Genomic DNA, 24244 nt, shown 5'->3' with positions numbered 1-24244 from the left:
TCTTTAACTTTTCGGAAAGGCTAAAAATGGAATTGGCAATAGAGCAAAACATTAGTAAGGCTAGGTATGCCCTACTGATGGTTAGTTGAGGCCCACACCAGGTAGGTCACAAAGACTTTTTCCACACGGATGTGCGTTCTTAGTCTTTGTTCCTTTAATGGGCTATTATGCGCAGATGTTCCCCCTGAAATAGGGTACTACTGCGCAATAAGGGAAAATGGAAGTTGGAGGAAGGACATTGTCACATACTGGAACTCTACAACGAAGTGAGTATCGTCTCATCATAGCTGCACTTTTACTCATCGTCCTCTTTGTTTCTCCATATTTTATTCTTGGAGAAAATGCTCATTTACGAGTTCACGACAATATGGATTCGAATATTGCTTGGTATCAAGTTCTTGCGAAGAGCAATCAAATGCTTGGGCCAGTCGATGCGACCATTCCCCAAATCATAAACGGTCAGCTCCAAAGAGGCGCATTTGGTACAGAATTTAGTGGAATTGTATGGCTCCACGCCTTACTTCCCCCCATGATTGCCTATGGATTAAGTCAATTTATCACAAGAATTTTCGCATTTCTAGGGATGTATTTATTACTAAAAAAGCATTTTCTTACGCGAAATGAATGGTCGTGGATTCGAGTCGGGGTTTCTTTAGCTTTTGCCCTCACGCCCTTTTGGCCATCAGGAATGTTAAGTACGCTCGGGATGCCTCTTGCACTTTGGGCTCTCCTTAATATCCGTTCAGGTGAGAGGTCATGGGTGAACTGGTTAACGCTCACGTTACTCCCACTCTATGCAAGCATTGTACTTGGCTTTTTCTTTTTTATTAGTGCAATGGGGATTCTTTGGATTGTCGACGTAATACGTGGAAAGGGATGGAACCTCCGCTTTTTATGGGCGCTTCTTTATTTCACATTAATTTTTATGGTCGTCGAATACAGACTTGTATACTCATTTCTTTTTATGGATGAACCAAATAGCCGTGACGAATATTTTCATGCCCGTCTATCTTTCCTTCGTTCTTTACGACTTTCCTTAAAAAATTATGTGTTAGGCCATACACACGTAATGAGTGTTCATGGACTGGTTATTTTACCTGTTACACTAATTGCCTTAAACATTGTACTTATAAAGAAGCAATGGAAACAAGAAAGAATCTTTATTTTCCTTCATATCTTAAATGCTCTCTTATCAATATGGTATGCGTTTTGGTTTTATAAAGGATGGCTCCCATTAACGGAACGGTTTCATTTTTTGAATACCTTTAATTTTGCAAGATACCATTTCTTACGCCCAATGGTCATCTACGTACTATTTGCCATTTCGTTAAAAATTTTATGGGAATATCGAAGCGGATGGAAGCGTGCAAGCTTATTATTCTTAACGGCACAATTACTTGTCGTGGCATCGTTTAACGAAGAAATTGTCTACAAAAAAAAGCCATCCTTTCAACAATTCTTTGCAGAAAAACAGTTTGAGGAAATCCAAACTTATATTGGTTTGCCTCAAGAGAATTACCGTGTTGCAAGTATTGGGATTCATCCCGCTATTGCACAATTCAATGGTTTTTACACACTCGATACGTACAATAATTTTTATCCCCTTTCTTACAAATATCAGTTCCGTGAAATCATTGCTAAGGAACTGGAAAAAGATAAAAAGCTTCGAGAATATTTCGATGAATGGGGTGGCCGGTGTTACATCTTTTTAGATGAACTTGGTAAGCATTATATGTTCAAAAAGAATTCGAAAAAAGAAATTAAGAATATGGAACTCAACACAAAGGCATTTTATGACATGGGTGGTCGATATATCTTTTCATCACTACCAATTAAAAATGCCTCTGAAAATAATCTTGTACTTGAACAAACTTTCGATTCATCAGAATCAGCATGGAGAATTTATTTGTATCGAGTAGCTTTAGATTAATCAAGGTGATTTTCTGACTAACTCTGCATTATAAGATACGTGGGCTGGATCAGACTTGGTTTCTTGCGGAAAGAATACTTGTTATAACTGAATCTAACTGGGATTCGGGCTATGGGTGCGGAATTTATACTAACTCTGTCCAAATCAGACGGGGTTTCTGACTAGACGGCAGTATATATACTAGGACTTGTCCAGATCGCCCCCAGATTCTGACTTAAATTACACGAAATTTATGGATCGGGTCCGAATCACAGGGGTATCCAACTCTACTAACTCAAGTATAGAATCAAAATCGGATTCTAACATCATATACACAGTGTTTAATGTGACAAGTCCAAACTCTTTTTAACATCTGTAAGATCAAAAGTTCTTCAGGGGATTCACAATACTTTCAAAAATGTTTAAGGGGGATTCATCATGAATGCACCAATACTTACGATCGTTGTCCCTTGCTACAATGAAGAAGAGGTTCTTCCAGAAACAATGAAGCAATTAAGATCTCTTTTGGATAGTCTAATTGACGAAAAACTCATTTCAGAAAATAGTAGGCTTCTATTTGTCGATGATGGAAGTAAAGATAAAACATGGACAATTATCTATAAACGTGGCCTTGAAGACAGTAAAATTAAAGGCCTTAAGCTTGCACGCAATGTTGGCCATCAAAACGCACTACTTGCTGGGTTATTTGCAGCTAGGAGTAGGTCAGATTGTCTCGTTTCTATTGATGCCGATTTACAAGACGATATTAATGTGATTCGGGAATTTCTGATTCGATTCTCTGAAGGATATGATATTGTCTATGGTGTGAGGAGAGAACGAAAGACTGATACTTTCTTTAAAAAGCATTCCGCACAAGGTTTTTATAAATTAATGAAACTTATGGGTGTCAATCTCGTTTATAATCATGCCGATTTCCGGTTAATGAGTAAAAGGGCAGTTGAATCACTAGAGCATTTCGGTGAAAGTAATCTCTTTTTACGAGGGATTGTGCCCCTTGTTGGCTTTCAGTCTACTTCGGTTTATTATGATCGAAAAGAACGAATGGCGGGTGAAACGAAATACCCGTTACGTAAAATGCTCTCGTTTGCTCTGGATGGGATCACATCATTTAGTGTTACGCCTATTCGACTCATCTCATTAATGGGGTTTATTTCTTTCCTAGTAAGTTTACTTTTTGGAGCGTATTTTCTTTACTTGAAATTTAGTGGACAAACCCAAACAGGATGGACATCTATGATTACCTCCATTTGGTTAATTGGGGGACTGCAGTTAATTGCATTAGGGTTTATCGGAGAATATATTGGAAAGATTTACAAAGAAGCGAAGCGACGTCCAAAATTCATTGTCGACATTGATACATATAATCTAGGTGTTCCAGAAGAAGAACCTGAGGCTGCAGAAGAGGGTGGATATGTCATTGATTACAACTCTTTATCTTAGACCAACAAACATGTTTATCCGTTTTTTAGTGGTTGGCCTCCTAAATACGGTTGTTGGTCTATCAAATATTTTCTTGTTCTTACATGTGGTTGGTCTTTCTTACTGGTTTTCAACGTTTCTAGGGAATTCAATTGGCGCTAGTGTTAGTTATGTCTTAAACAGACGTTTTACGTTTAAAAGCAATACATCGTTTGGGAAGAGTATCCCGTTATTCATTGGGGTTATTCTAAGCTGCTACTTTCTATCCTTTTCGATAAGTAAATTCATAGCTAGTTTCTTTTTCACAACTTATACGAACGAAGTTGCAGTCATACTAGGGACTGCCTTATATACTATTACAAATTATCTCGGACAAAAACATCTTGTGTTTTGATGAGGGGACTCAAGGAATGTAGCCCTTGGTCCCAGTACCTATCTATTTTTAATTTTCTTCCGCAAGTAGAATAGACCTATGCCTGCGATTATGATTACAACAATTGCAGGAATTGAGCTCTTTTTTTTCGGATCACTGTAGTTTACTTCAGTACGGGTGCTCATCGCTTCCTTTGGAACGTCCTTTTTGAGTTTCTTTGTTGCTAGATGTCGACCGTCTTCTCCAAATACTTGTAGGACACCTTGGTCAGATAACTCAATTTGCACTTCTTCGTTTTTCTTTATTGTGTATTTGAGAGGTTTTTCTAAAAGATACCTTTCATTTTTCTCACCTATAAACGGCTTTTCATCTGATACTTCCTTAATCACAAAATTTTCAAAGCCGTAATCTAATAATTCCACGGTATCTTCATAAGCAATTTCATTTTGTTCTGCTTTTAGAACAATTGCAATTAATGACATTTCTCCCTGTTCTGCTGAAGTTGAAAGTGTGTAACGGGACTCCTGAACAAAACCAGTTTTTCCACCAGTGATTCCATCATATGGTATCTCACCTTTTACTAACAAATGATGATTATAAATGGTTGTATCCCATTTCTCACCATCCCATTTTAACGATTTCGTTCCAAAAATCTCGCGAAACGTGGGATTTTTTAATGCATATTGTGTAAGCAAAGCAAGGTCGTATGCGGTTGTATAGTGTTCTTCATCAAACAGACCATGAGGATTTGAAAAATGGGTCTGTTCGGTACCAATCTTTTCATTTAAAAACATATTTATTGATTCAGCAAAGTCTTCCATGTTTCCATCCAGGTGCTCAGCAATGGCAACCCCAGCATCATTACCAGAATTAATCAGCAAACCCTGGATAAGTCGCTTTAACGTGATCTGCTCGCCTTCCTCCAAGTAAACACTTGAACCTCCAGCATCGTAAGCATTGGCACTTACCGTAACAATATCTTCTAAGTTTCCAGTTTCGATCGCATAAATGGCAGTTGCCATTTTCGTTAAACTAGCGGGATACATTTTCATTTTACTATTTTTCTCATAAAGTATTGCTCCTGTATTTGCATCTAGTAGAACAGCCGACCCACTATTTACCGTAGGCAATTCTATATGTGTATCATTTTCCGCAAAAGCTTGAATGGGAAAAAGAAAAGTCACGAGTAGAATAAGAATTAACTTCATTTTATGTTGTTTCATTCTATGCTCTCCCTTTGGACCAAACCTAAGTCTTAGTATTCCTCAATAAAAATGAGGGAACAATTTCTGTCCCCTCTTCGCTTTTTCTAATATAGGTATACGTCTGTCAAAGTGTTTTTCTGATGGCATAAAAAAAAGACGTTTGTATATATTCTTACAAACGTCAATCCTCACTTACTTATGATATGTGTAAATTGAACCCCATTCATGAATTAAATTTGTTGCCAATAGGTTTTCTTTGGCATATGTTTCTGCTTTAAACAAGAGTTCCTTTTCATCTATTTTCCCCTCAAAAGCTGGATTTACTTTGTAATACATACAGGTGCCCAATTCATTTGAGCGAAACCGTACAAATCCTACAAAATCTTTCTCTCTATAGATGGAATAAAAAGAATCACTGGGTGATCCAAACAATTCAAAATCTGTCCAATCATGGACCTTGCTACTTTCCGCTTCTGACATCGGGACAAGGTGTAAATCTATTTTAACATCTGTAAAAATGTCTAAGATCTCAAAATGTTCCACTACGATGATGGTATCTTCGTTCAGTTCATACCCATCATTTTGTAAGGCTTTTTCCCAACTAAAAATATGTTCCTCGATAAATTCATCCAGTGTAGAATTTTCGCCTTTTGCAATTTTGTTTCCTATTTCACCCTGTATTTCACCAAATCGTATTTCATAAAAGTCGGTAATTTTGATATTTGCCTTGTGCACATTCCGCTTCGTAAAAACCTGGAGGATATCTCCTTTTTCACTTTTTTCCTCGTCTGGTAGTAGGTCATACCAAACCTTTGGAGTACAGGTGACCGTCTTCACACCTCGTAATACTTCTTCTAACAGTCTCTCGTCATATTCATCTCGACCCCAAAAGTCGATTCGTTTCATTCAAATCACCTCTTCCCACTACTTGCATTATATAATGGGAAGAAAAATAATTAAACAAAAAGAATAGGGAACATCCTTAAAGAATTTACGTGAAGCTAGACGCACATAATTAGTATTTTTTACAACACATGAGGATGTGCGTTTTGACACAAATTAAGAAAGGATTTATGAGGGGAGTTATCCCTCTAGAAATCCAAAAAATTCGTCTGGGAGGGTTCCAAATGCAAAACAAAAACAACAATCAGCAAATGCCAGCACAGGCTCAAGCCGCTTTAAATCAGATCAGACAAACTGCGAAGCAGTTAGCACAAACGGAACAAATGAATGCACAACAATTCCAACAAAGTTCTCCACAGGTGCAACAGGCAGCCCCTGGATTTGCAGGACGTGAATTGAATGCTGCTCAACAATTAAATCAGATAGAGCAGTCTGCACAGCAACTCCAACAATCTGTTGGGCAACAACAATTCACTTCTTCTTCATCTGGTTCCCCTTTCAGTACGGAATTTGCTAGCGAAACGAATGTGGAAGAGGTTCGCAAACAGAACCAACAATCTCAAGCTAACAAAAATCGCTAGTTGCTTCTAGTAGAGAATACCCCCATACATATTGGGGGTATTTTTAACACAATCTTCTATATTTATTTGGCTAATTTTCCTACTGCATTCTCTTACATAAAACGAATTAAACTACTCATACTACAATTGAAAAGGTAAGAATGGAGATGATTGAGTTGGGTAGAACGAAACTTGGGAACGCAAATGCGCAACGTAATAATAATGTAAAAAAAGGAAATAGAATCAGCGAGGAACTTGTTGAATTTGCTTCATATACAGAGGTAAAAGCCGAAAAACAAAATGTGCAAAAGAAAAAGAAGAAATAAAGATAAATGGCCAAGGTTTGCTTTCACCTTGGCCATTTTTAGTTATTCAAACAAAGACGCACTTCTCATCTGCTATAGCGCAATTATCAATATTATAACGTGATTCCCTCAAACTATCGGCTATAACAAATATATAAAGCGCAATCCAACTACCATAATATTAAAAGTGCATTTTATACCATTGGGCTGCTGCCGCAACTTCTGTTCCAGTTAGCATATGGCCATGGTTTTCCCAATGGATTTCGACATCAGCATTCGCCTTTTGTAAAAGGTCAGCAAGGTCAATTGTTTCTTGTGCAGGGCATATTGGATCATTCTTGCCTGCTGCTATAAAGACAGGAGTACCTGTTAGATTCGGTAATTCAATTCCTCTTCTTGGTACCATTGGATGGTGAAGAATAGCGCCCTTTAAGGCATCTTTGTAATGGAATAATAAACTTCCTGCAATATTTGCTCCATTTGAATAACCGATTGCAACTATATTTTTACGATCAAATGAATAGGTTGTTGCCGCTTCATTGAGAAATTCATTTAATTCATTTGTTCGGAAGATTAGATCCTCAATATCAAAAACACCTTCAGCCAAGCGTCGGAAGAAGCGCGGCATTCCGTTCTCTGATACATTTCCTCGTACACTTAACACTGACGCATCTTCATCTATATGTGAAGCTAATGGCAATAAATCGCTCTCCGTTCCACCTGTACCGTGTAATAACAGCAGTGTTGGTTTTGTTTTATCTTTACCTTCATGGAAAATATGCTTCATTTATGATTCCCTCCAAATTAATGACACTAATTGTATCTCTTAACGATAGTTAAAAAATAGAATAATTTATATTATCTTAAATTCAAGATAATATAATTATGACTGTTTGTCAAACTGGCGGTCATAAAATGTGGACAAGTCTCATATTCTTTTATATACATTTTAGGAGGGCCAGTATGAGAAAACGTAAAATAATGATGCCACTAATACTTCTTATTTTTTTAATTGGCTGTAACACTCATTCTCAGACAGCGCTTGATCTTTATCACGCCCTTGATGATAATCTTTCCCAGCAAGATCAACAATTATTAAACAACCTGCTGGGCCATGCCCAAAAATTTCATCAACTAAATCAGGAACTAACTATGCTTGTAGAAGAAATGAAAAAGAATGATGAACTTGAGGCTGCTATTGAAACAATGCAAATCGCAAATGAAGAGGCAATGTACATTTATAATCTTATTGAGCTTGATGAAAAGCCCAGCAATCACAGCTTAAAGGAGTTACGGAAGCATATACAAGCCTCTATTGAAAAATACATGGAAGCCATGAATACACAACTTAAAGGGATTACCACAGGTGAACCTCAAAAATCAGATGAAGGCTATAAGGAAATGAATCAGATTAAAGAAGAATTTAATCATTTGATATCTTCCTTGAATCTTGAACCTAAGACTTCAAACATAAAGTGATACTTAATTTATAGGGGGCTTCATCCCCATTGACGTTTCATCAAATTACTCGTTTCGAGAAATCACGATGCGTTCATAGTCATTATGTAATCACCTTTTGGCATTTATCCTCAAATTATTTACTTTGCATCCTCATACCTTAAATTGTGCTCCATACTGTACGTCTAATGGGATAAAAATTAGAAAAGTTCACCATACTACCTTATATGACGTTTTGAGGAGGCGGCCTCATGAACAAACATAATATTCGTTTAACTAGTGCGGAAATAAGTGGCTTGTGGAAGACATTTATCCAAGGTAGTATGACAGTTTGTTTAATTAAATACTTTCTTCATCATTTAAAAGATGAGCAAATTAAACCTATATTAGAAGAGTCATTCCAAATATATTCTGGACAGATAAAAGAAATTAAGCGGATATTTACTGAGGAAAAAATTCCTATTCCAGATGAGTTCACAGATGAGGATTTGAACCTATCGGCACCACCATTGTTTTACGATCCATTTTCGTTAACATTTATTTATGCCATGAGTCGCATGAACATGATTAATTTTAGTTTTATTACATCTAATGCCGCTAGAGGAGATATTCGTTCATTTTTTTCAAAATGCTTAACTGATGCATTAAATCAATATAATGAAGCAACTGAATTATCACTCGAAAAAGGTATTTATGACCGCCCGCCACCAATTGTCTATCCTACGGAGAATAAATATATTCAAAAAAAGTCATATCTAACAAAATTAATCGGGGAAAAAAGACCCTTAAATGTTGTGGAAATCACGGATATGTTTTTTAATATCGAACGTAATTATTTCGCAATTGTGCTGTGCATGGGCTTCCTACAGGTCGTAAAAGACAAAGAAATCTTTGATTATATTAATGAAGGGAAACAAATATCCGAGAAACAAGTTACCTTTATGAATGACCTTTTAAAAGAAGAAAATCTGATTGGAGCAATTTCTATTCCCATGGAAGTAACTGATTCGACCGTTTCTCCTTTTTCAGATAAACTCATTCTATCACTTTTCTTTGCTCTTAACGGGATCGATATTACACTTATTAGCCATGCCCAAGGGTCAGCCATGAGGGCAGATTTGGTCGCTTTTTATACCAAAACAATTGGGGAGATTTTCATTTACAATACGAAAGGCTTTAATATCCTTGTCAATCGTAAGTGGCTTCAAGAGCCACCAGGAAATCTGGATCGAATAAAATTACAGAAATATTAAGTGGGACGACGTGCCATTGTAGGCACGTCATTATTTATGGAAAATTTGAAATCTCTCCCATACCTCTTCTAAGTCTGCCAGATGTTTTTCAATTTTTATCCGCTGCTTATTTCCAACTGCCGTTAATAAAGCATTTATTAAGCTTAAAGGAGCGACAAATGAATCAATATAAGATGGCATCTCACTAGGTGAATATAAGGAGATATCTCCATAAGGTGTCAATGGAGATAGCAAATTATCAGTGATTGTAATTATTTTTGCTCCTCTATCTTTTGCGAAAGAAATGGCTTCAATAGTATTTTTTGTATATCTTGCAAAACTGAGTCCAATCACAATATCCTCTTCATTAATTCGAAATAACTTTTCCGAAATCCCGTTTGGATTCCTGATCATTTCTGTATTTTCAAATAACAAGTCTAAATAAAATTCGAGAAAGGAACCAAGTGATACGGCACTTCGATTGGCAACAATATAAATACGTTTTGCATCAATTATTGCTTGGACCGCCTGATGGAAGGCTGATAAATCAAATTGGTCAGCCATCTTTTGAATTCGATTTATTTCAGCCTGAAACATGTCATAAACGGCTTTATCTTCTTTTTCAAATATATTATCTGAAATTTGGAGTCGCTCCACAGTAGTGAGTTGTCTTCTTACAGATTCCTGCATCGCTTTTTGCCACTCTGGATATCCACTATATCCTAGGAATGTAGCAAATCGGACAACTGTTGCCTCACTAACACTTGCCTTTTTGGCTAACTGTCCAACCGTAAAAAAAGGAACAGCTTCTGAATTCTCCAATACATACTTTGCAATTTTTTGCTGTGATTTACTCATTTCTGGTAACTTGTTTGTAAGCTTTTGGAACACCTCTTGCATATTCTAATCGAGTCCTTTCACAATCCTAATTGCCCTTTCATGTTTAGTGACCGTTTCTTTTATATCATTATCCGTGTGCATAATGGACATGGAATAGCGATTAAGTGGTTTCGTATAAATTCCAAGTTTTAATAATTCACGGTCTATTTTTTCTCGCATATTCATATCCGCTTTTGTTAAATCACGATAATTGCGGATTGACTTGTCAGTATGAACAATATTAAAGATACTTCCCATTCCTAAAGTCTGCATCGATATCCCATATGAACTGTATAGCTGTTCAAGATTCGAGCGCAGATTTTTTGTTTTTACTAATAATTCAGGGTACACACTTGCCCCCTCTAAGACCTTAATTGTTGCCAAACCCGCTGCTAGTACAATTGGATGGCCATTATAGGTACCACTGTGGAATAAAACATGCTCTTTCGCAGATGTTTTACCTCCTGCTATTAAAATATCCCTTCCTTTTGAAGGATCCATAATTTCCATGATCTCTTTACGACCACCCAAAGCACCAATTGGAAAGCCACCCCCTAATACCTTTCCAAGTGCGGTAAGATCAGGCACAATCCCATAAATGGATTGAGCTCCTCCTAATGTTAATCGAAAGCCAGTTTTCACTTCATCAAAAATTAATAGGATTCCAAGTTCCTTTGTTAACTTCTCAAGCCCTACTATGAAACTCTCTTCTGCAGGAATAAATCCCCCTTGTATTGGTTCAATGATTACGGCTGCAAGTTCATTTTTATGTTGGCGTAAAAGTTTTTCGGTTGCTTCTAAATCATTGAATGGAAGGATAATTGTATTTTCGACATAATGGCTTGAAATTCCTCTCGATTCTGGCACAGAATTTGGTTTCTTCTCGTTTCCTGCTTCATTTGGATCAGGATTTACACTCAATAATACCTCGTTATAGCCTCCATGATAATGTCCTTCAAATTTTGCAATCGCCGTTTTTCCTGTATATGCTTGTGCAACCCGAATAGCAAGTAATGTTGCCTCCAAACCTGAATTTGTATAACGGACCATATCAATACCTGGAAAATAGGAAATTAGCTTATTTGCCATCTCTACTTCTAATCGATGCGGGGAACCAAATACATGTGTACCAGATACAGCAAATTGACGGTTAACTGCCGATTCGATTTCTGGATGACCATGCCCTAGAAGCAATGCTCCATAGCATAATAAATAATCGATATATTCATTTCCATCAACATCAACTAAGCGACTCCCTTTTCCTTTCTCCATAAAAATCGGATGAGGATGAAAATATTTTATGTTCGCTGTTACCCCTCCAGGAATAACGTGCGTCGATTGCGAAAACAGATTCCTAGATTCATCCATTCTTCCAGAAGAATACTCATGAGTAGGATGAGTTATTTCCACTATTAAACACTCCTTTGAAATTTTCTTTTCTTATCATCAATAAATGAAACATTTATTTCATTTTAAATTAGGACAACCCTAAATGTAAATAGTCAATTTTATAATTTTCTAATATTTTACTTAATCCCAGAATAAAGCGTAAACGCCTTGAACAGCCAAGACAAGCATAAGAAAAGCTGGTGAGAAGGATCTACTTTATCCTTCTTGACAGATTGGCTAATGACCTCGAGGGGTTAGGCGCTAAAGCTGACTTGAATACACCCATTAAAAGTTTTCCATATCGATAAATAGTAAAATTTCCCGGACCATAAAAAACCACTCTTTTCATAAAGAGTGGTTTTTTAGTCAATTCATTGACATCGTCGGCGCTTGAATTTGTTCTTTTGGGCGACGAGATTGAATATATAAGATGGCTAATATTGCAATCACACCTGCAACTCCGAAATAAATGCTAGGAGAAATAAGGCATAGACCTGCTGCAAATAATATGATTCGCTCCCAAATAAATGCTCTTCGAATGAAGAAGCCAACCATCGCTGTACTAATGCCAATCATCCCGATAATGGCAGTTATAATGGAAATAGTTAAGAAAACTACTTCATAATCAATTAAAAGCATTTGCGGATTGATTACAAAAATATACGGTATGATATAAGCAGCAGCAGCTAGCTTTGTTGCTGTGACACCTGTCATAAATGGATTTGCCCTTGCTAATCCTGCCCCGGCATAGGCGGCAAGACAGACTGGAGGTGTGATATCCGCAACTATACCAAAATAAAAAACAAACATATGGGCGGCTAGTATTGGAACATCCAATCCCAAAATTAATGCTGGAGCAGCCATAGTAGCTGTAACAACGTAGTTTGCTGTTGTTGGTAATCCCATGCCTAATATTAAGCAGGCAATCATGGTAAAGAATAGAGTAAGGATTAAGTTACCGCTTCCTAATGCTATAATACCATCAGCAATACGTCCACCTAGTCCTGTTTGAACGACAACCCCTACAATAATTCCAGCAGACGCACAGGCAGCAATCACTGGTAACGCAACCCTTGCACCTTCTTCTAGTGTTTCAATAATGCTTTTTAGAGACATTCTCGTATCTTTTCGTACGAGACTTACTAAAAAGGAAACGAGAATCGCAATCAACGCAGCACGCATTGGCGTCTTCCCAGTTAGTAATGTGTAAAATATAACAATTAGAGGCAGTAGCAGGTAGCCACGTTGAAGCATTAACTCTTTCGCTCTTGGCAGAGCTTCCTTTGGAAGCCCAACAATGCCAATTTTCTTCGATTCAAAATGAACCGCTAAAAATACACCAAGAAAATAAAGAATGGCAGGAATAATTGCGATCACCATGATTTGGCTATACGGAATATTGGTATAGGATGCCATAATAAATGCTGCAGCCCCCATGATTGGTGGCATGATTTGACCACCTGTAGAAGCGGATGCTTCCGTCGCTGCTGCAAATTCAGGCTTATAGCCCGCCTTTTTCATCATTGGAATCGTAAATGAACCTGAACCTACCGTATTTGCAACAGAACTTCCTGAAACCATTCCTTGCAAAGAACTTGCCACAACGGCTGCTTTCGCTTGACCCCCAGTAAATCGGCCAGTGATGGCAAATGCTATGTCATTAAAAAATTGGCCAACACCTGTACGAATTAACATCACACCAAATAATAGGAATAAAAAAATAAAGGTTGAGGACACTTGGATTGGTGTACTGTAGATACCTTTTGTTGTTAAATACAAATCTGTTACTAATGTATTCCAAGAAAAACCACGGTGAGCAAATAGTTTCGTGGGAATTAGGTTTCCGTACAATGCATAAAGGATGGCCACACTTGAGACAATGACAATCGGAAGTCCTACACATCTTCTTGCTGCTTCAAGAACCAGTAAGACCCCTAATGTTCCAACAATAAAGTCTGGAGTTGTATAGCCAAAAACAATTCGTTCAGTTACAAGTTCCTCATAAAAAATAACATTATAATATCCTACCCCTAATGAAATAACTGCCAAGAGTACGTCATACCATGGAATCCCTTTTTGTTTACGATGCAATCCTTTTTTAATCGGATATAAGAGAAATATTAAGCCGAGAGCTGTTCCCAAATGGATCGGACCTTGGATACGTGCTTCGAACGCGCCACGATAGCCTGTGTATAGATGAAATAGAGTAAGACCTACTGCCAATATAAGTACGACCCACTTCCAATTTCCAAGATTCCGCCGGTATGTACTTTCTCGATCGTACTTTTCTAGTATCTCCTCTGTCGATACATCTTCTTTTTGTGGATTAGACTTATTTACATCTTTCATCTCCTTTTTCTTCCTCCATTTCATTTGATCCACCACCTTCAAAAAATGATTTACTTAATTTCAAATCTGCCTTGAGAAAAAAAGGGCTAGAACACATAGTGTCAAGCCCCTTATTTTTCAGCTATTAATCTAGTATTCCTGCTTCTTTGTAATATTTTTCTGCACCTGGATGAAGTGGTAAATCACCTAAACCGCTAAGTGCGTTCTCTTTCGTCATATGGGCAGACTGAGCATGCGTATTTTCGCTTGCATTTTCAATCATGATTTTGGCAAGTTGATATGCAAGGTCATCATCTACAGTATCAGTGTTCGCCACAAGAACAGCAAATGCAGATACAACATTTGCATCCTCTTTTAGCCATTCATATGAGCCTGCCTTAATGGTGTAACCACTATAACCACTTGTTTCTTCAACCGTTTTTAATTCATCGCCTGTTACTTCTAAGAATTTCACATCTCCAACAGATGCTTGAAGTTCATCAATACCTGCATCAGGTAAGCCAAGTAGTCCGAATGATGCATCAATTGTCCCGTCTTGTAGTTTTGACTTTGCATCACCAAATCCTTCTTGGTAAGCATCATAATCCCCGTCATTGATTCCATAAGCTGCTAAAACAGCTTTTGTTGCAGCTTGCGTTCCACTTCCAGGAGGTCCAATTGCAATTCTCTTACCTTTTAAATCTGCTATAGTTTCAATACCTGTACTTTCACGTGTGATAATTTGTAGTACTTCAGGGTAAATATGTCCAATGAAAGCGAAATTTTCCACTTTTTTACCCTCGAAATCACCTGTTCCATTAAACGCATCATAAGCAGGTAAATTTACTGTCATTCCAAGGTCAAATTCACCATTTGAAATTTTAGCTATGTTTTCTACAGATGCACCTGATTCTGTAGATGTTACGTTAACGTTTTCAATATTGTTATTCCAAACATTTGCCATTTCAGCGCCAAGTGGAAAATAGGTACCTCCTTGGCTACCCGTACCCATGAGAAGATCAATCGTGCCTGAGTTGCCGTTATTCTCTCCACCTTCATCCTTGTCGTCACCATTCGTGTTATCACTACTACATGCAGCAATGAGTAAAACCAATGCTAGCAGCAAAGTAAGAAATGAGTACTTCTTAAGCATTTGCATTCCCCCTATTTTTTTATATTTTATGTAGACCCTCAAAAAAAGAGGTTTACTACCAAACTAGCATGGTATAAATTGGTATAATTACCAGTTAAAATCCCATATTTATAGATTAACATAGATTGTTTGTTTTATGCAAAATTTTTATAATATTCATTTAATGTAATTGTAATATTTCTTAGCAACCATATTCCCTCATTATAATAGGTACTGAAAGGTTCAAAAAAATATTAAAATAATTTGAAACCTTTCTTTCCTACTTTCGTAAATTAGATGAGTCCCATTTGGGAAGGATTAGGAAAAATTCTGATTGCATACTATTTATTGTGTAGTACAATCAAAAGGGATTATTATTAAAGGGGGATATATTGTTATGAAACGTACTGGTGAAATCGTATTAACCATTATTGGTGCTTGTTTCTTTGTATTTTTATCTGTACTAGGATTCATGTTTGTAGGTTTAAGCGACAACGAAGAGTTTGCACAAGAAATGGAAAATATCGCTGCAACAGATCCAACTCTTGAAGGTGCGGATATAGGTGTTATTACGGATATGATTACCGCTGGCGGCTGGTATTTCATTATTGTTAGTATTTTAGCTATTATTCTAGGAATTGTTTCCTTATTTCTTCTTAAAGGGAATAAACATCCAAAAGCAGCAGGAATCCTTTTGATTGTGGTGGCTGTACTTAGTACACTTGCAACTTTCCTAGTCTCTATCATCGCAAGTATTCTATACCTCATTGCAGGTATCCTTTGCTTAGTGCGTAAGCAAAAAGAAAATTTCAATCCTGAATATTAATAAAAAGCTTGAAGGGGAATGAATCACCATATCCCTTTCAAGCTTTTTACTTTATCTATTTATAAGTGCTTGGCTAAATCGTTTTAAGCCCTCCTCCAATAAAGCTCTTGGACAGGCAATATTGATTCGGGTAAAACCCTCGCCTTCTTTTCCGAAGATATACCCTTCATCAAAAGCTACTTTTCCTTGTTTTTGGATGACTCGTTCAAGTTCTTTTGCATCAAGGCCAAGCTCTCGACAATCCAACCACACGAGATATGTTGCATCAGGTTCAATCACCTTAACTTCAGGTATTGTAGACTTGATATACCTCTTAAGAAAATCAAGATTTCCTTTCAAATAATCCATAAGCTGATCGAGCCACTCGTCACCTTCTTCATAAGCAGCAATAAGAGCGGTTACCCCAAAAGTATTTGTTAGGCTGATGAAAGAATTCTCCACTGCTTGTTTAAATTGATCACGAATCTCTTTGTTCGGAATAATCATATTTGATGTCTGTAATCCAGCAAGGTTAAATGTTTTACTTGGTGCCGTACATGTAATCGATGCATCTGCAAATTTTTCAGATATCGCCGCAAATGGTGTATGTACATTACCTTTATAAACTAAGTCAAAATGAATTTCATCTGAAACAACAAGAATATTGTGTTTCAAACAAATGTCACCTAGCCTTGTCAGCTCATCTCTTGTCCAAATACGTCCGACCGGATTATGCGGACTTGAAAGGATGATCATTTTTACGCTTGGGTCGATTTTGTTCTCAAGGTCCTCAAAATCCATGTAGTATCGACCATTTTCAAAACGCAAAGGATTATTTACAATTTCTCGACCATTTTTTTCAATTACACTCGCAAATGGATAATAAACAGGTGGTTGAATCAAGATTTTATCACCAGGGCTTGTAAAGGTTTTAACAATCATATGTAAGGCTGGGACAACACCTGGTGAAAAACAAATCCAATCCTTTTCAACTTTCCAATTGTGGCGACGCTTCATCCAACCGATGATTGCTTCATAGTAGGCATCAGACCGCGTCGTATACCCATATATTCCATGCTCAACTCTTTTTTGCAAGGCCGTAATGACAGGCTGCGGGGATTTAAAATCCATGTCTGCTACCCACATCGGAAGAAGATCTTTATCCCCAAATATATTTTCAACCTCGTCCCACTTAACAGAATTCGTCTGTCGTCGATCAATCGACTCATCGAAATTATACTTCATACCATCTCCTCCAATGGTTAGGTTAATAAAGACTTTTTATTGAAACATGATCTGGTAGCTTAAATGGGTTTTCTTTATTAATGTGATCGTAAAACATAATACCATTAAGGTGGTCTATTTCATGTTGAATGACAATTGATGCATACCCTTTTAACCGAACGATAACTTCTTGTCCATTAAGGTCAAATGCTTTCACTTTAATCTTTTCATATCTTGGAACGTAGCCTTCTACAGGACGGTCAACCGATAGACACCCTTCTCCTTCTGGCAAATAAGTCATGGAAACGGAATGACTAATAATTTTTGGATTCACCATATAATATTCATGTACTTTCTCATCCAAATCAGTAAAATAAGCAACAAACATTCGTTTATTTAGACCCACCTGGTTTGCTGATAAACCAACCCCAGGTCGTAACTGATACTTTTTCGAAAGGTCTGGGTCCTGACTATTTTTAATATACTTCATCATGCTGAGAAGTGATTCCTTATCCTCATTCGAAAGTGGAATGGAAACCTCTTTCGTTTTTTCTGTTAAGATTGGGTGTCCTTCACGAACAATATCCTTCATCGTAATGATGTAATCTGATTTAAAATATTTCATTTTTGTTCATCTACCTTTTCTCTATTTCATGTTTTAATCTTAACTTTCCCAGCTACTCTTGTCCATTCATATACAGTCTTCCACATTACACTTGTTGTATGTTAACCCGAACAAAAAAAAGCCACCAATCATGGAGGCTTTAAATTGCTTTATATTTTTTAAAGGTTGAAAAGATTTCACTACTCATTGTTTTATAGCCTTCCCCAGTTAAGTGGATACCATCGTCACTTATTAATTCATTTAGGTTTCTACTGTGGTTCATAGCTGATCGAACATCGATTTTATCAACATTTAATTGTTCAGCGAGAAGATTTAATCCTCGATTATACAACCCGTGCCAATGTTCAATACCTCCTTGGAGACTAATCCAATGACTAATTGAACTTCCATACGTATTCGCAAGTAACTTATAATATCGAACAGGGTCAAGTGGTGGCAGTGTCATTAAAATAGGTGTACTACCCGTTTCTCGAATTCTAGCGATTAACTGTTTAATATTATCTAGGTAACGGTCAAGTGGTACAACCGGTTGATGCTCATCTTCTGGTCGCTCAGCCACTTCATCCCATTTAAAATTACAATCATTTCCGCCAATATTTATAATAACGTAATCAGGATGTTCGTTAATCACATCTTTCTCAACACGAGACACTAATAAATCCGAATTATCATTAAAAACTCCTTTATTGATAACCGTAAAATGTTCAGAAGCAAATTGCTGTAATAGTGTTGGATAATTCTCTTTTAAAATGCGCATTCGACCTTTAACGAAAGAAACACCTCTTGTTAGACTATCACCAAAACATACGACTTTCATCATATCACCACTCATTCTTTTTACTGCAATAACCACAATATGTAGTTATTGATACTACATATAATAATATACATATGATAACATGTAGTCAAGTTTTACTTTTCGGTAGTTATAATGTAAAATTATTAAAAAATGAATAAATAAATGAGGTTTTGCCAGTGAACATAGACGTTGATAAAAATATTTTTTTAGAGGATATTCCACAAATTGATTTATATATGGATCAAGTCATCCAACTTTTTGAACATACATTTAGTTCTACAAAGAGAAATGAGGATGAAAAGATTCTAACCAAAACCATGATCAATAATTACGCAAAAGGAAAGTTACTCATTCCGATTAAGAATAAGAAATACTCTAAGGATCATTTGATTTTATTAAGTTTGATATATCAACTTAAGAGTGGTTTATCAATCAGTGATATTAAGGCTACTCTTGATGGACTCAATCAAAGAATAATAAACGATGAAACGTTCGATTTGGAGGCATTTTATAAGTGTTATCTTGCATTATATAAAAAGAATGCCACCGAATTTAAAGAAGATTTGGATACAAAAGTGAACGATGTGTCGGAAGTAATGGGGTCTGTTGAGGATGAACAACTAAAAAAGGTGCATTTAATTTTATCCTTGATAACCGCGAGTCAATTTTACCGTCGTGCTGCCGAATCATTGGTTGATGAATTGATTGGTGAGCAAGATGAAAAAAAGAAAAGTGATAGCTCAAAATAATCCATTTCAGACGTAGAAAAATAGAAATAACAAACATTTTAGCAAGCGAATTAGCCCGCTTGCTTTTTTTAATTGTCATTACAGGGACTATGAAATTTTTTAAGTTTAAAAAGTACAATAACATGGCTAAATATTAATCAATTATAAAATCTTTCTGGTTAAAAAAATGTGTATGTTAAACTGAATATAGGGTTTGTTGAAGTTTATTTTCGAGAAGAACGAATCGAAATGAGGGTTGATGGTGTGTAAATTCGTCCGATTTATTATCTGTTGTTTATTCGTATTTCTGGTATTCTGGTCTCTAGGCTTCACCTCTGAGTTAACCATAGTTACTATAATCTTTTCCACTCTTGCACTAGGATTTGGATTAAATATGTTTTGGAACTTATATAAGAAATTCCAGATAAATAATCAATGCTAGTATTTATTATGTAAGGTATCAAAGAACTTGTCCTTAATGATAGAAACGCAGAGGGCGGAGAGTCCTCTGCATTTCTGATTTGATTTACTTCCTTATTTTGTGAAGCTGGCCTACTTCTTTACAACAGACAAACTTAAGTCGACTCTTCTTACATTATTCGACACTACTAATTAACTCATTCATCATTTCTTTATCCATTGGACCTATGATTTTTTTCTTTACAATCCCCTTAGAATCAATTAAGTAACTCGTTGGAATCGCATGTGCTTGATAAATTCTCCCAATATCCCCTTTTACATCGAGCATGACTGGGAATGTAAGCTCGTACTCTTCCACAAACTTTGCAACATCCTCACTCTTTTTCTCGGCTGTTGTTAAATTGACAGACAATAGGATGACATTGGATTCTTTATTTTCAATATAAAATTCCTGCATATGAGGCATTTCTGCCTTACAAGGTGGGCACCAACTTGCCCAAAAGTTTAGAATGATTCTTTTCCCTCTAAAGGATGAAAGACTCATATCCTCCCCACCTATTGTTTTCAGAGTAAACTCTGGTGCAAGTTGTCCTTCGTAAATCCCCACTTCTAATCTTTCTGTTTTTTCTATTTTGGGTTGTATGGCAAATGAAATGTTACTATTGATGGTCCACACGACAAGACTTGATATCCCAACGATTAACGCTGCTTTTCGTATCATTTGAAGCACTTCCTGTTTATGTTGTCCCTTATAATAGAATGTCAACAATAAAAGAAAGAATGCACACATTAATTTTATAAAATGAAACAGTGACTGTTCTTTTATCCAAAACAAGGTATACAAATCATAGGTCATCAAGGTTGTGAAAATCACAATGAGTATTGACCGAAAAATAAGTAAGGGGTTAGAAGTCCCTTTTTTTACATGATATAAAAAATAAAGAAGCTGCATTAGTAATGCAATGATTAATCCTTTAGTGCCACCTGTGAAATATAGTAACGACATTGGACTCTTTAAGACGAGTTTAGGTTCTAGCAGTAACAAACTTCCTTTCCACGCTAGAAAACCAATGAATGTTCCATTGGAAAGCAAATTAAGAATCGATTTCGTTTCTTCTTTTGATTCGTTCTTTACTAACCAGGCTCGTGCGAAAAGGATGCCTACGATTATTCCAATCCCAAGGATGACCCATTTCGTTAGAATCGCTAGTGAACCAATTTGTATAAAATGCATACTAAACCTCCACAGTAAGTTAGTACAACTATTATACTCTTATTGTGTGGGCAAGACTTGCGAAGTTCGCTCCTATGGTCGATTTTTTAATTGGATGACGTTAGTCTATGACACAATAAAAAATGAGGCTTCCCTAAAAGGAGGCCTCATTTTTCTTAATTTGTTGGTCGTTTAAACGGCCACCAGTTGGCGATTCCGAAGTTTTTAACCATAACTGGGATTAATAATGGCAGGATCACAAATGCGTAGAGCATAAGCCCAACAAGTGTGATAGATGCAATTTGGAGCAAGGATAGCATTCCAGATGGCATCATAGCTGCAAATGTACCTCCAAGTATGATGGCTGCCGAAATAATCACCGTTCCCATCTTTTTCATCGCTAAAAGCATGGCTTCTGCTACTGGGATATCACGATATTCATTAAAGCGATCCATCAAGAAAATACTATAGTCAACACCAAGGGCCACTAAAATAACAAAACCAAAGAACGGAACTGCCCAACTAATTCCACTGTAGCCTAGAATATTAACAAAGATGACTTCGTTAATGGCCATTGACGTATAATAGGTTAAAATCAATGAACCAATAATATAGATAGGCATAATAAGAGAACGGAATAAGAAAATTAAGATCAACGCAATTCCGATAAACATTAACACGATTGTACGTGAGTAGTCTTGTTCAGACATTTTGCTTAGATCGGTATTGGTACTTGTGATTCCACCGAGGGCAACATCTGCATTTTCTAATTTAGTGTCCTTCGTTGCTCTTGCCACAGCTTCTTCCAGTTCACCAATTTGTGCCATTGCTTCATTTGAATATGGATTGGCTTCAAATATAACATCTATGGTCATGACTTTTCGATCTTCTGACATATAAACGTCAAGAACTTGTGCAAAGTCTTCACTTTTAAGAACCTCTTCTGGCATGTAAAAAGCATTTAATTGCTCAGAGTTTGATAGATTCTCTAAATAACCTTGGGCTGAACCTAGACCATCAGATACTTGTTCAAGACCGTCAGCACTTTGAGTAAGTCCATCAGTTAATTGTGATAATTGACCGCCTAGACCTCCAAAGCCATCCAATAACTGCTTTTGACCATTGTTCATTTCTGTTAATCCATTTGTGAGTGGTGACATTCCTTCTTTAATGATACGGCCTTGACCATTTGCCGCTTCTACTAGACCACTTTTCAACTCTTCTAATCCAGCAATAAGTTGCTCAAGACCAGCTGGTAAAGCTGCTTGCTCTTGTAATAATTGCTCAAATCCTGCATTTGCTTGAACTAATCCAGTGTTCACTTTAGCTAGGTGACCATTTAATTCTTGGATACCTGCAGATAATTGTGGGATTGCTTGTAGGGATTGTTTCATCCCTTGGTAGACCTCGTCATCTGCAATACTTTGACCAGTTGCTGCATTTGTATAATATCCTTCTAAATATGCAAAGCCACCCTCATTTAGTTTTGTAACACCTGTAGATAATTGTTGTAGGGTATCAGCTATTCCTTGATAGCCCGCTTGTATACCATCAAGCCCAGTTTGAGCATTTTTATATCCTACTATGAGCTCTGTATTATAATATCTTAATAATTCTTCCGCCCCAGCTTTTGCTTTATCAACCTCTGCAATCATCGTGTCAATACCAGTCGTACCACTACGTAGACCAGACTCAATTTTTGAAAGGTTGGTTTGTATTTCTGTCAGACCCGATTTCATTTGATCGGTACCTGCTATTAATTCACCAATTCCATCGGTTGCAGATTGGAGTTCTGGCTCTGATTTGGCAAGTTCACTACCTGCTTCTTTCAGTCCATCTTTAATCTGAATAAGTCCGTCTTTACCTTCACCTAGACCTTCTTCAAGCGTTTTTGCTTGATTTGCAACAAATAAATCTTCAATTGGTTCACCTGTTGGTCTTGTAACAGAACGTACAGAGTCGACAAGGTCTACTTTTTCTACTTCTTGGCTAATTTTTTCAGCTAATTCGATATACTCCGTGGAATTCATTGCCTCATCATTTTTTATTACGATTTGTGTTGGCATTGATTCACCAGGTCTAAAGCTATCAGAAATTGCGTTGAACGCTTTAATCGATTTAACATCATCACTTAATTCCTCTAACGAATTATAAGAGAGTTCTCCATCATATACGACTAAAAATGGCGTTACAATCACCGCCACAATTAAAAGAGATAACAGTGGACGACCTAATGAAAACTTCCCAGCTATTGCCCAGATCTTGCTGTCTCCATGATCTATATTTTTCTTTGATGGCCAGAATACTTTTTTCCCTAGAACTGCCATAAAAAATGGGACAACCGTGAACAATGCGACTAATAGTAGTGCTACACCTACTGCGACTGCCACTGCAGATTGATATAAAATAAATTGTGAAAATCCGATTGCTGCAAATCCTATCATGACAGCAATACCACTAAAAAGAACAGTGCGGCCTGCATTTTTATAAGTTTCAATAATCGCTTCGGTTACACTTTCACGCTGAGAAATCTCCTCTTTAAAACGACTTAAAATTAAAATACAGTAGTCTGTTCCAATTCCAAACAATATCGCAACTAAGAAAATTTGTGTATACGTTGAGATTGGAAAATCAAATTGATCCACTAGCATTGAAACGATAGATTGTGATGCAAGGTAAGCAAAACCAACTGTAACTAATGGTATGATTGGAGCTACGAATGATTTAAATACTAATAATAGGACGATTAGAATGAAGACCAGAGTGATCCCTTCCGTCTTTTTCAATCCTTCTTGAGAGCTAGTTACAAGGTCCTCACTTATGAGCCATTCACTTGTATAATAGTGATCCACTTTTACCTCTTCGATCGCCTGATACAACGCATCACTAACTTCTTTGGGCTCACGGTCTTTCCAACTTACTGAAACAGAAGCTAGTATTGCTTTTCCATCCTCAGAAACTAGTTGTTCTTTTAATGTTTCCTCGTTAAAATGGGTAAGGATTTCAGTGACCCCAATTTCAGACCTCTTTTCCTCAAGAAGTCGAATGGCTCTTTCCGCTTCTTTTATTTCATCTTCCGTTAGTTTCTTTTCATTGTGGAACACAAGTGCAACCTGTGTTTCATCTCCTCCACCCTCCTTGGCCTTTGCATCGCTTAATATTTGGCCAGCGATAGAGGAAGAATATTCATCAGGTACTGTAATTTGACCTTTTTCACGAACGAGGTCTCCCATATTTGGAGCTAATATAAACAAGCCCGCAACAACAACTACCCATGCAATCAGAACAAACCATTTTCGTTTCACAATAAAATTCAA

At 36.8% G+C, this 24244-nt stretch carries 21 protein-coding genes; 9 read left to right on the top strand and 12 right to left on the bottom strand.

The window, feature by feature from the left end; genetic code table 11:
• Positions 1 to 217 precede the first annotated feature (217 nt).
• The 3 genes from ACWPVE_RS13110 (at position 218) to ACWPVE_RS13100 (ending at position 3743) form a co-directional block, all read left to right on the top strand.
• On the top strand, positions 218 to 1930 hold the full coding sequence (locus ACWPVE_RS13110) for a DUF6044 family protein (RefSeq protein ID WP_453994011.1): 1713 nt from the start codon (positions 218 to 220) through the stop codon (positions 1928 to 1930).
• Between the two features lie 417 nt (positions 1931 to 2347).
• Positions 2348 to 3370: a glycosyltransferase family 2 protein gene (locus ACWPVE_RS13105; protein WP_453994009.1), complete on the top strand. Its 1023-nt coding sequence runs from the start codon at positions 2348 to 2350 to the stop codon at positions 3368 to 3370.
• Entirely contained in the window at positions 3342 to 3743 is a 402-nt protein-coding gene (locus tag ACWPVE_RS13100) for a GtrA family protein (RefSeq protein ID WP_453994007.1), read from the top strand. The genes ACWPVE_RS13105 and ACWPVE_RS13100 overlap by 29 nt, the downstream gene beginning before the upstream one ends.
• Positions 3744 to 3781: 38 nt before the next feature.
• Here ACWPVE_RS13100 and ACWPVE_RS13095 read toward each other — a convergent pair whose 3' ends face one another.
• Both ACWPVE_RS13095 and ACWPVE_RS13090 read right to left on the bottom strand, forming a co-directional pair.
• A complete protein-coding gene (locus ACWPVE_RS13095) occupies positions 3782 to 4945 on the bottom strand; it encodes a D-alanyl-D-alanine carboxypeptidase family protein (protein ID WP_453994005.1) in 1164 nt (387 codons plus the stop codon).
• 174 nt (positions 4946 to 5119) lie between these two features.
• Positions 5120 to 5833, bottom strand: a complete 714-nt coding sequence (locus ACWPVE_RS13090) for an ASCH domain-containing protein (RefSeq protein ID WP_453994003.1) — start codon at positions 5831 to 5833, stop codon at positions 5120 to 5122.
• 221 nt (positions 5834 to 6054) lie between these two features.
• Between ACWPVE_RS13090 and ACWPVE_RS13085 the strand changes: the two genes are divergently transcribed.
• Together ACWPVE_RS13085 and ACWPVE_RS13080 are read left to right on the top strand one after the other, a co-directional pair.
• On the top strand, positions 6055 to 6411 hold the full coding sequence (locus tag ACWPVE_RS13085) for a gamma-type small acid-soluble spore protein (RefSeq protein ID WP_453994001.1): 357 nt from the start codon (positions 6055 to 6057) through the stop codon (positions 6409 to 6411).
• Between the two features lie 155 nt (positions 6412 to 6566).
• Positions 6567 to 6716 carry a hypothetical protein gene (locus ACWPVE_RS13080; RefSeq protein WP_453993999.1) on the top strand — a complete coding sequence of 50 codons (150 nt, stop codon included), beginning with the start codon at positions 6567 to 6569 and terminating at the stop codon, positions 6714 to 6716.
• Positions 6717 to 6876: 160 nt separating this feature from the next.
• Here ACWPVE_RS13080 and ACWPVE_RS13075 read toward each other — a convergent pair whose 3' ends face one another.
• The gene (locus tag ACWPVE_RS13075; protein ID WP_453993997.1) at positions 6877 to 7482 is read right to left on the bottom strand and encodes an alpha/beta hydrolase; all 606 of its coding nucleotides are present in this window, start codon (positions 7480 to 7482) and stop codon (positions 6877 to 6879) included.
• A 176-nt stretch (positions 7483 to 7658) separates the two neighbouring features.
• Between ACWPVE_RS13075 and ACWPVE_RS13070 the strand changes: the two genes are divergently transcribed.
• Positions 7659 to 8174: a hypothetical protein gene (locus tag ACWPVE_RS13070; RefSeq protein ID WP_453993995.1), complete on the top strand. Its 516-nt coding sequence runs from the start codon at positions 7659 to 7661 to the stop codon at positions 8172 to 8174.
• Positions 8175 to 8404: 230 nt separating this feature from the next.
• Positions 8405 to 9406 carry a DUF3231 family protein gene (locus ACWPVE_RS13065; RefSeq protein ID WP_453993993.1) on the top strand — a complete coding sequence of 334 codons (1002 nt, stop codon included), beginning with the start codon at positions 8405 to 8407 and terminating at the stop codon, positions 9404 to 9406.
• Between the two features lie 30 nt (positions 9407 to 9436).
• On the opposite strand, the gene ACWPVE_RS13060 is transcribed toward ACWPVE_RS13065, so the two are convergent.
• The 4 genes from ACWPVE_RS13060 to ACWPVE_RS13045 all read right to left on the bottom strand — a co-directional run bounded on the left by ACWPVE_RS13060 (position 9437) and on the right by ACWPVE_RS13045 (position 15134).
• On the bottom strand, positions 9437 to 10285 hold the full coding sequence (locus ACWPVE_RS13060; protein ID WP_453993991.1) for a MurR/RpiR family transcriptional regulator: 849 nt from the start codon (positions 10283 to 10285) through the stop codon (positions 9437 to 9439).
• Positions 10286 to 10288: 3 nt separating this feature from the next.
• Positions 10289 to 11632, bottom strand: a complete 1344-nt coding sequence (locus tag ACWPVE_RS13055) for an aspartate aminotransferase family protein (RefSeq protein ID WP_453997524.1) — start codon at positions 11630 to 11632, stop codon at positions 10289 to 10291.
• 387 nt (positions 11633 to 12019) lie between these two features.
• A complete protein-coding gene (locus tag ACWPVE_RS13050) occupies positions 12020 to 14026 on the bottom strand; it encodes a TRAP transporter permease (RefSeq protein WP_453993989.1) in 2007 nt (668 codons plus the stop codon).
• 100 nt (positions 14027 to 14126) lie between these two features.
• Entirely contained in the window at positions 14127 to 15134 is a 1008-nt protein-coding gene (locus ACWPVE_RS13045; protein ID WP_453993987.1) for a TAXI family TRAP transporter solute-binding subunit, read from the bottom strand.
• Between the two features lie 376 nt (positions 15135 to 15510).
• On the opposite strand from ACWPVE_RS13045, the gene ACWPVE_RS13040 reads away from it, so the two are divergent.
• Positions 15511 to 15939 (top strand): DUF4064 domain-containing protein, encoded by a 429-nt coding sequence (locus tag ACWPVE_RS13040; RefSeq protein ID WP_453993985.1) that lies wholly within the window; start codon positions 15511 to 15513, stop codon positions 15937 to 15939.
• Between the two features lie 51 nt (positions 15940 to 15990).
• Here ACWPVE_RS13040 and ACWPVE_RS13035 read toward each other — a convergent pair whose 3' ends face one another.
• From ACWPVE_RS13035 to ACWPVE_RS13025, 3 genes are all read right to left on the bottom strand, one after another.
• A complete protein-coding gene (locus ACWPVE_RS13035; protein ID WP_453993983.1) occupies positions 15991 to 17163 on the bottom strand; it encodes a MalY/PatB family protein in 1173 nt (390 codons plus the stop codon).
• 22 nt (positions 17164 to 17185) lie between these two features.
• Complete coding sequence (gene def / locus ACWPVE_RS13030; RefSeq protein ID WP_453993981.1) at positions 17186 to 17767, bottom strand: peptide deformylase; 582 nt, start codon at positions 17765 to 17767, stop codon at positions 17186 to 17188.
• Positions 17768 to 17906: 139 nt separating this feature from the next.
• Positions 17907 to 18584 carry an SGNH/GDSL hydrolase family protein gene (locus tag ACWPVE_RS13025; RefSeq protein WP_453997522.1) on the bottom strand — a complete coding sequence of 226 codons (678 nt, stop codon included), beginning with the start codon at positions 18582 to 18584 and terminating at the stop codon, positions 17907 to 17909.
• Positions 18585 to 18724: 140 nt separating this feature from the next.
• Between ACWPVE_RS13025 and ACWPVE_RS13020 the strand changes: the two genes are divergently transcribed.
• On the top strand, positions 18725 to 19315 hold the full coding sequence (locus ACWPVE_RS13020; RefSeq protein WP_453997520.1) for a DUF1836 domain-containing protein: 591 nt from the start codon (positions 18725 to 18727) through the stop codon (positions 19313 to 19315).
• A gap of 574 nt (positions 19316 to 19889) precedes the next feature.
• Here the strand turns inward: ACWPVE_RS13020 and ACWPVE_RS13015 are convergent.
• Entirely contained in the window at positions 19890 to 20948 is a 1059-nt protein-coding gene (locus tag ACWPVE_RS13015) for a peroxiredoxin family protein (RefSeq protein WP_453993979.1), read from the bottom strand.
• 155 nt (positions 20949 to 21103) lie between these two features.
• Positions 21104 to 24244: an efflux RND transporter permease subunit gene (locus tag ACWPVE_RS13010; RefSeq protein ID WP_453993977.1), complete on the bottom strand. Its 3141-nt coding sequence runs from the start codon at positions 24242 to 24244 to the stop codon at positions 21104 to 21106.

The sequence above is a fragment of the Bacillus nitroreducens genome (assembly GCF_964021195.1).
The sequence above is the reverse complement of the archived record's forward strand: the minus strand, read 5'-3'. Positions and strand labels throughout refer to the sequence as shown.

Excerpts from the sequence above, each read along its gene's own strand:
- ACWPVE_RS13100 (WP_453994007.1), top strand. The coding sequence starts at position 3,342 with ATGTCATTGATTACAACTCTTTATCTTAGACCAACAAACATGTTTATC.
- ACWPVE_RS13040 (WP_453993985.1), top strand. The coding sequence starts at position 15,511 with ATGAAACGTACTGGTGAAATCGTATTAACCATTATTGGTGCTTGTTTC.
- ACWPVE_RS13095 (WP_453994005.1), bottom strand. The coding sequence starts at position 4,945 with ATGAAACAACATAAAATGAAGTTAATTCTTATTCTACTCGTGACTTTT.
- ACWPVE_RS13110 (WP_453994011.1), top strand. The coding sequence starts at position 218 with ATGGAAGTTGGAGGAAGGACATTGTCACATACTGGAACTCTACAACGA.
- ACWPVE_RS13055 (WP_453997524.1), bottom strand. The coding sequence starts at position 11,632 with ATGGATGAATCTAGGAATCTGTTTTCGCAATCGACGCACGTTATTCCT.
- ACWPVE_RS13045 (WP_453993987.1), bottom strand. The coding sequence starts at position 15,134 with ATGCTTAAGAAGTACTCATTTCTTACTTTGCTGCTAGCATTGGTTTTA.
- ACWPVE_RS13025 (WP_453997522.1), bottom strand. The coding sequence starts at position 18,584 with ATGAAAGTCGTATGTTTTGGTGATAGTCTAACAAGAGGTGTTTCTTTC.
- ACWPVE_RS13090 (WP_453994003.1), bottom strand. The coding sequence starts at position 5,833 with ATGAAACGAATCGACTTTTGGGGTCGAGATGAATATGACGAGAGACTG.
- ACWPVE_RS13070 (WP_453993995.1), top strand. The coding sequence starts at position 7,659 with ATGAGAAAACGTAAAATAATGATGCCACTAATACTTCTTATTTTTTTA.
- ACWPVE_RS13065 (WP_453993993.1), top strand. The coding sequence starts at position 8,405 with ATGAACAAACATAATATTCGTTTAACTAGTGCGGAAATAAGTGGCTTG.
- ACWPVE_RS13105 (WP_453994009.1), top strand. The coding sequence starts at position 2,348 with ATGAATGCACCAATACTTACGATCGTTGTCCCTTGCTACAATGAAGAA.
- ACWPVE_RS13075 (WP_453993997.1), bottom strand. The coding sequence starts at position 7,482 with ATGAAGCATATTTTCCATGAAGGTAAAGATAAAACAAAACCAACACTG.
- def (WP_453993981.1), bottom strand. The coding sequence starts at position 17,767 with ATGAAATATTTTAAATCAGATTACATCATTACGATGAAGGATATTGTT.
- ACWPVE_RS13015 (WP_453993979.1), bottom strand. The coding sequence starts at position 20,948 with ATGCATTTTATACAAATTGGTTCACTAGCGATTCTAACGAAATGGGTC.
- ACWPVE_RS13085 (WP_453994001.1), top strand. The coding sequence starts at position 6,055 with ATGCAAAACAAAAACAACAATCAGCAAATGCCAGCACAGGCTCAAGCC.
- ACWPVE_RS13035 (WP_453993983.1), bottom strand. The coding sequence starts at position 17,163 with ATGAAGTATAATTTCGATGAGTCGATTGATCGACGACAGACGAATTCT.
- ACWPVE_RS13060 (WP_453993991.1), bottom strand. The coding sequence starts at position 10,285 with ATGCAAGAGGTGTTCCAAAAGCTTACAAACAAGTTACCAGAAATGAGT.
- ACWPVE_RS13050 (WP_453993989.1), bottom strand. The coding sequence starts at position 14,026 with ATGAAATGGAGGAAGAAAAAGGAGATGAAAGATGTAAATAAGTCTAAT.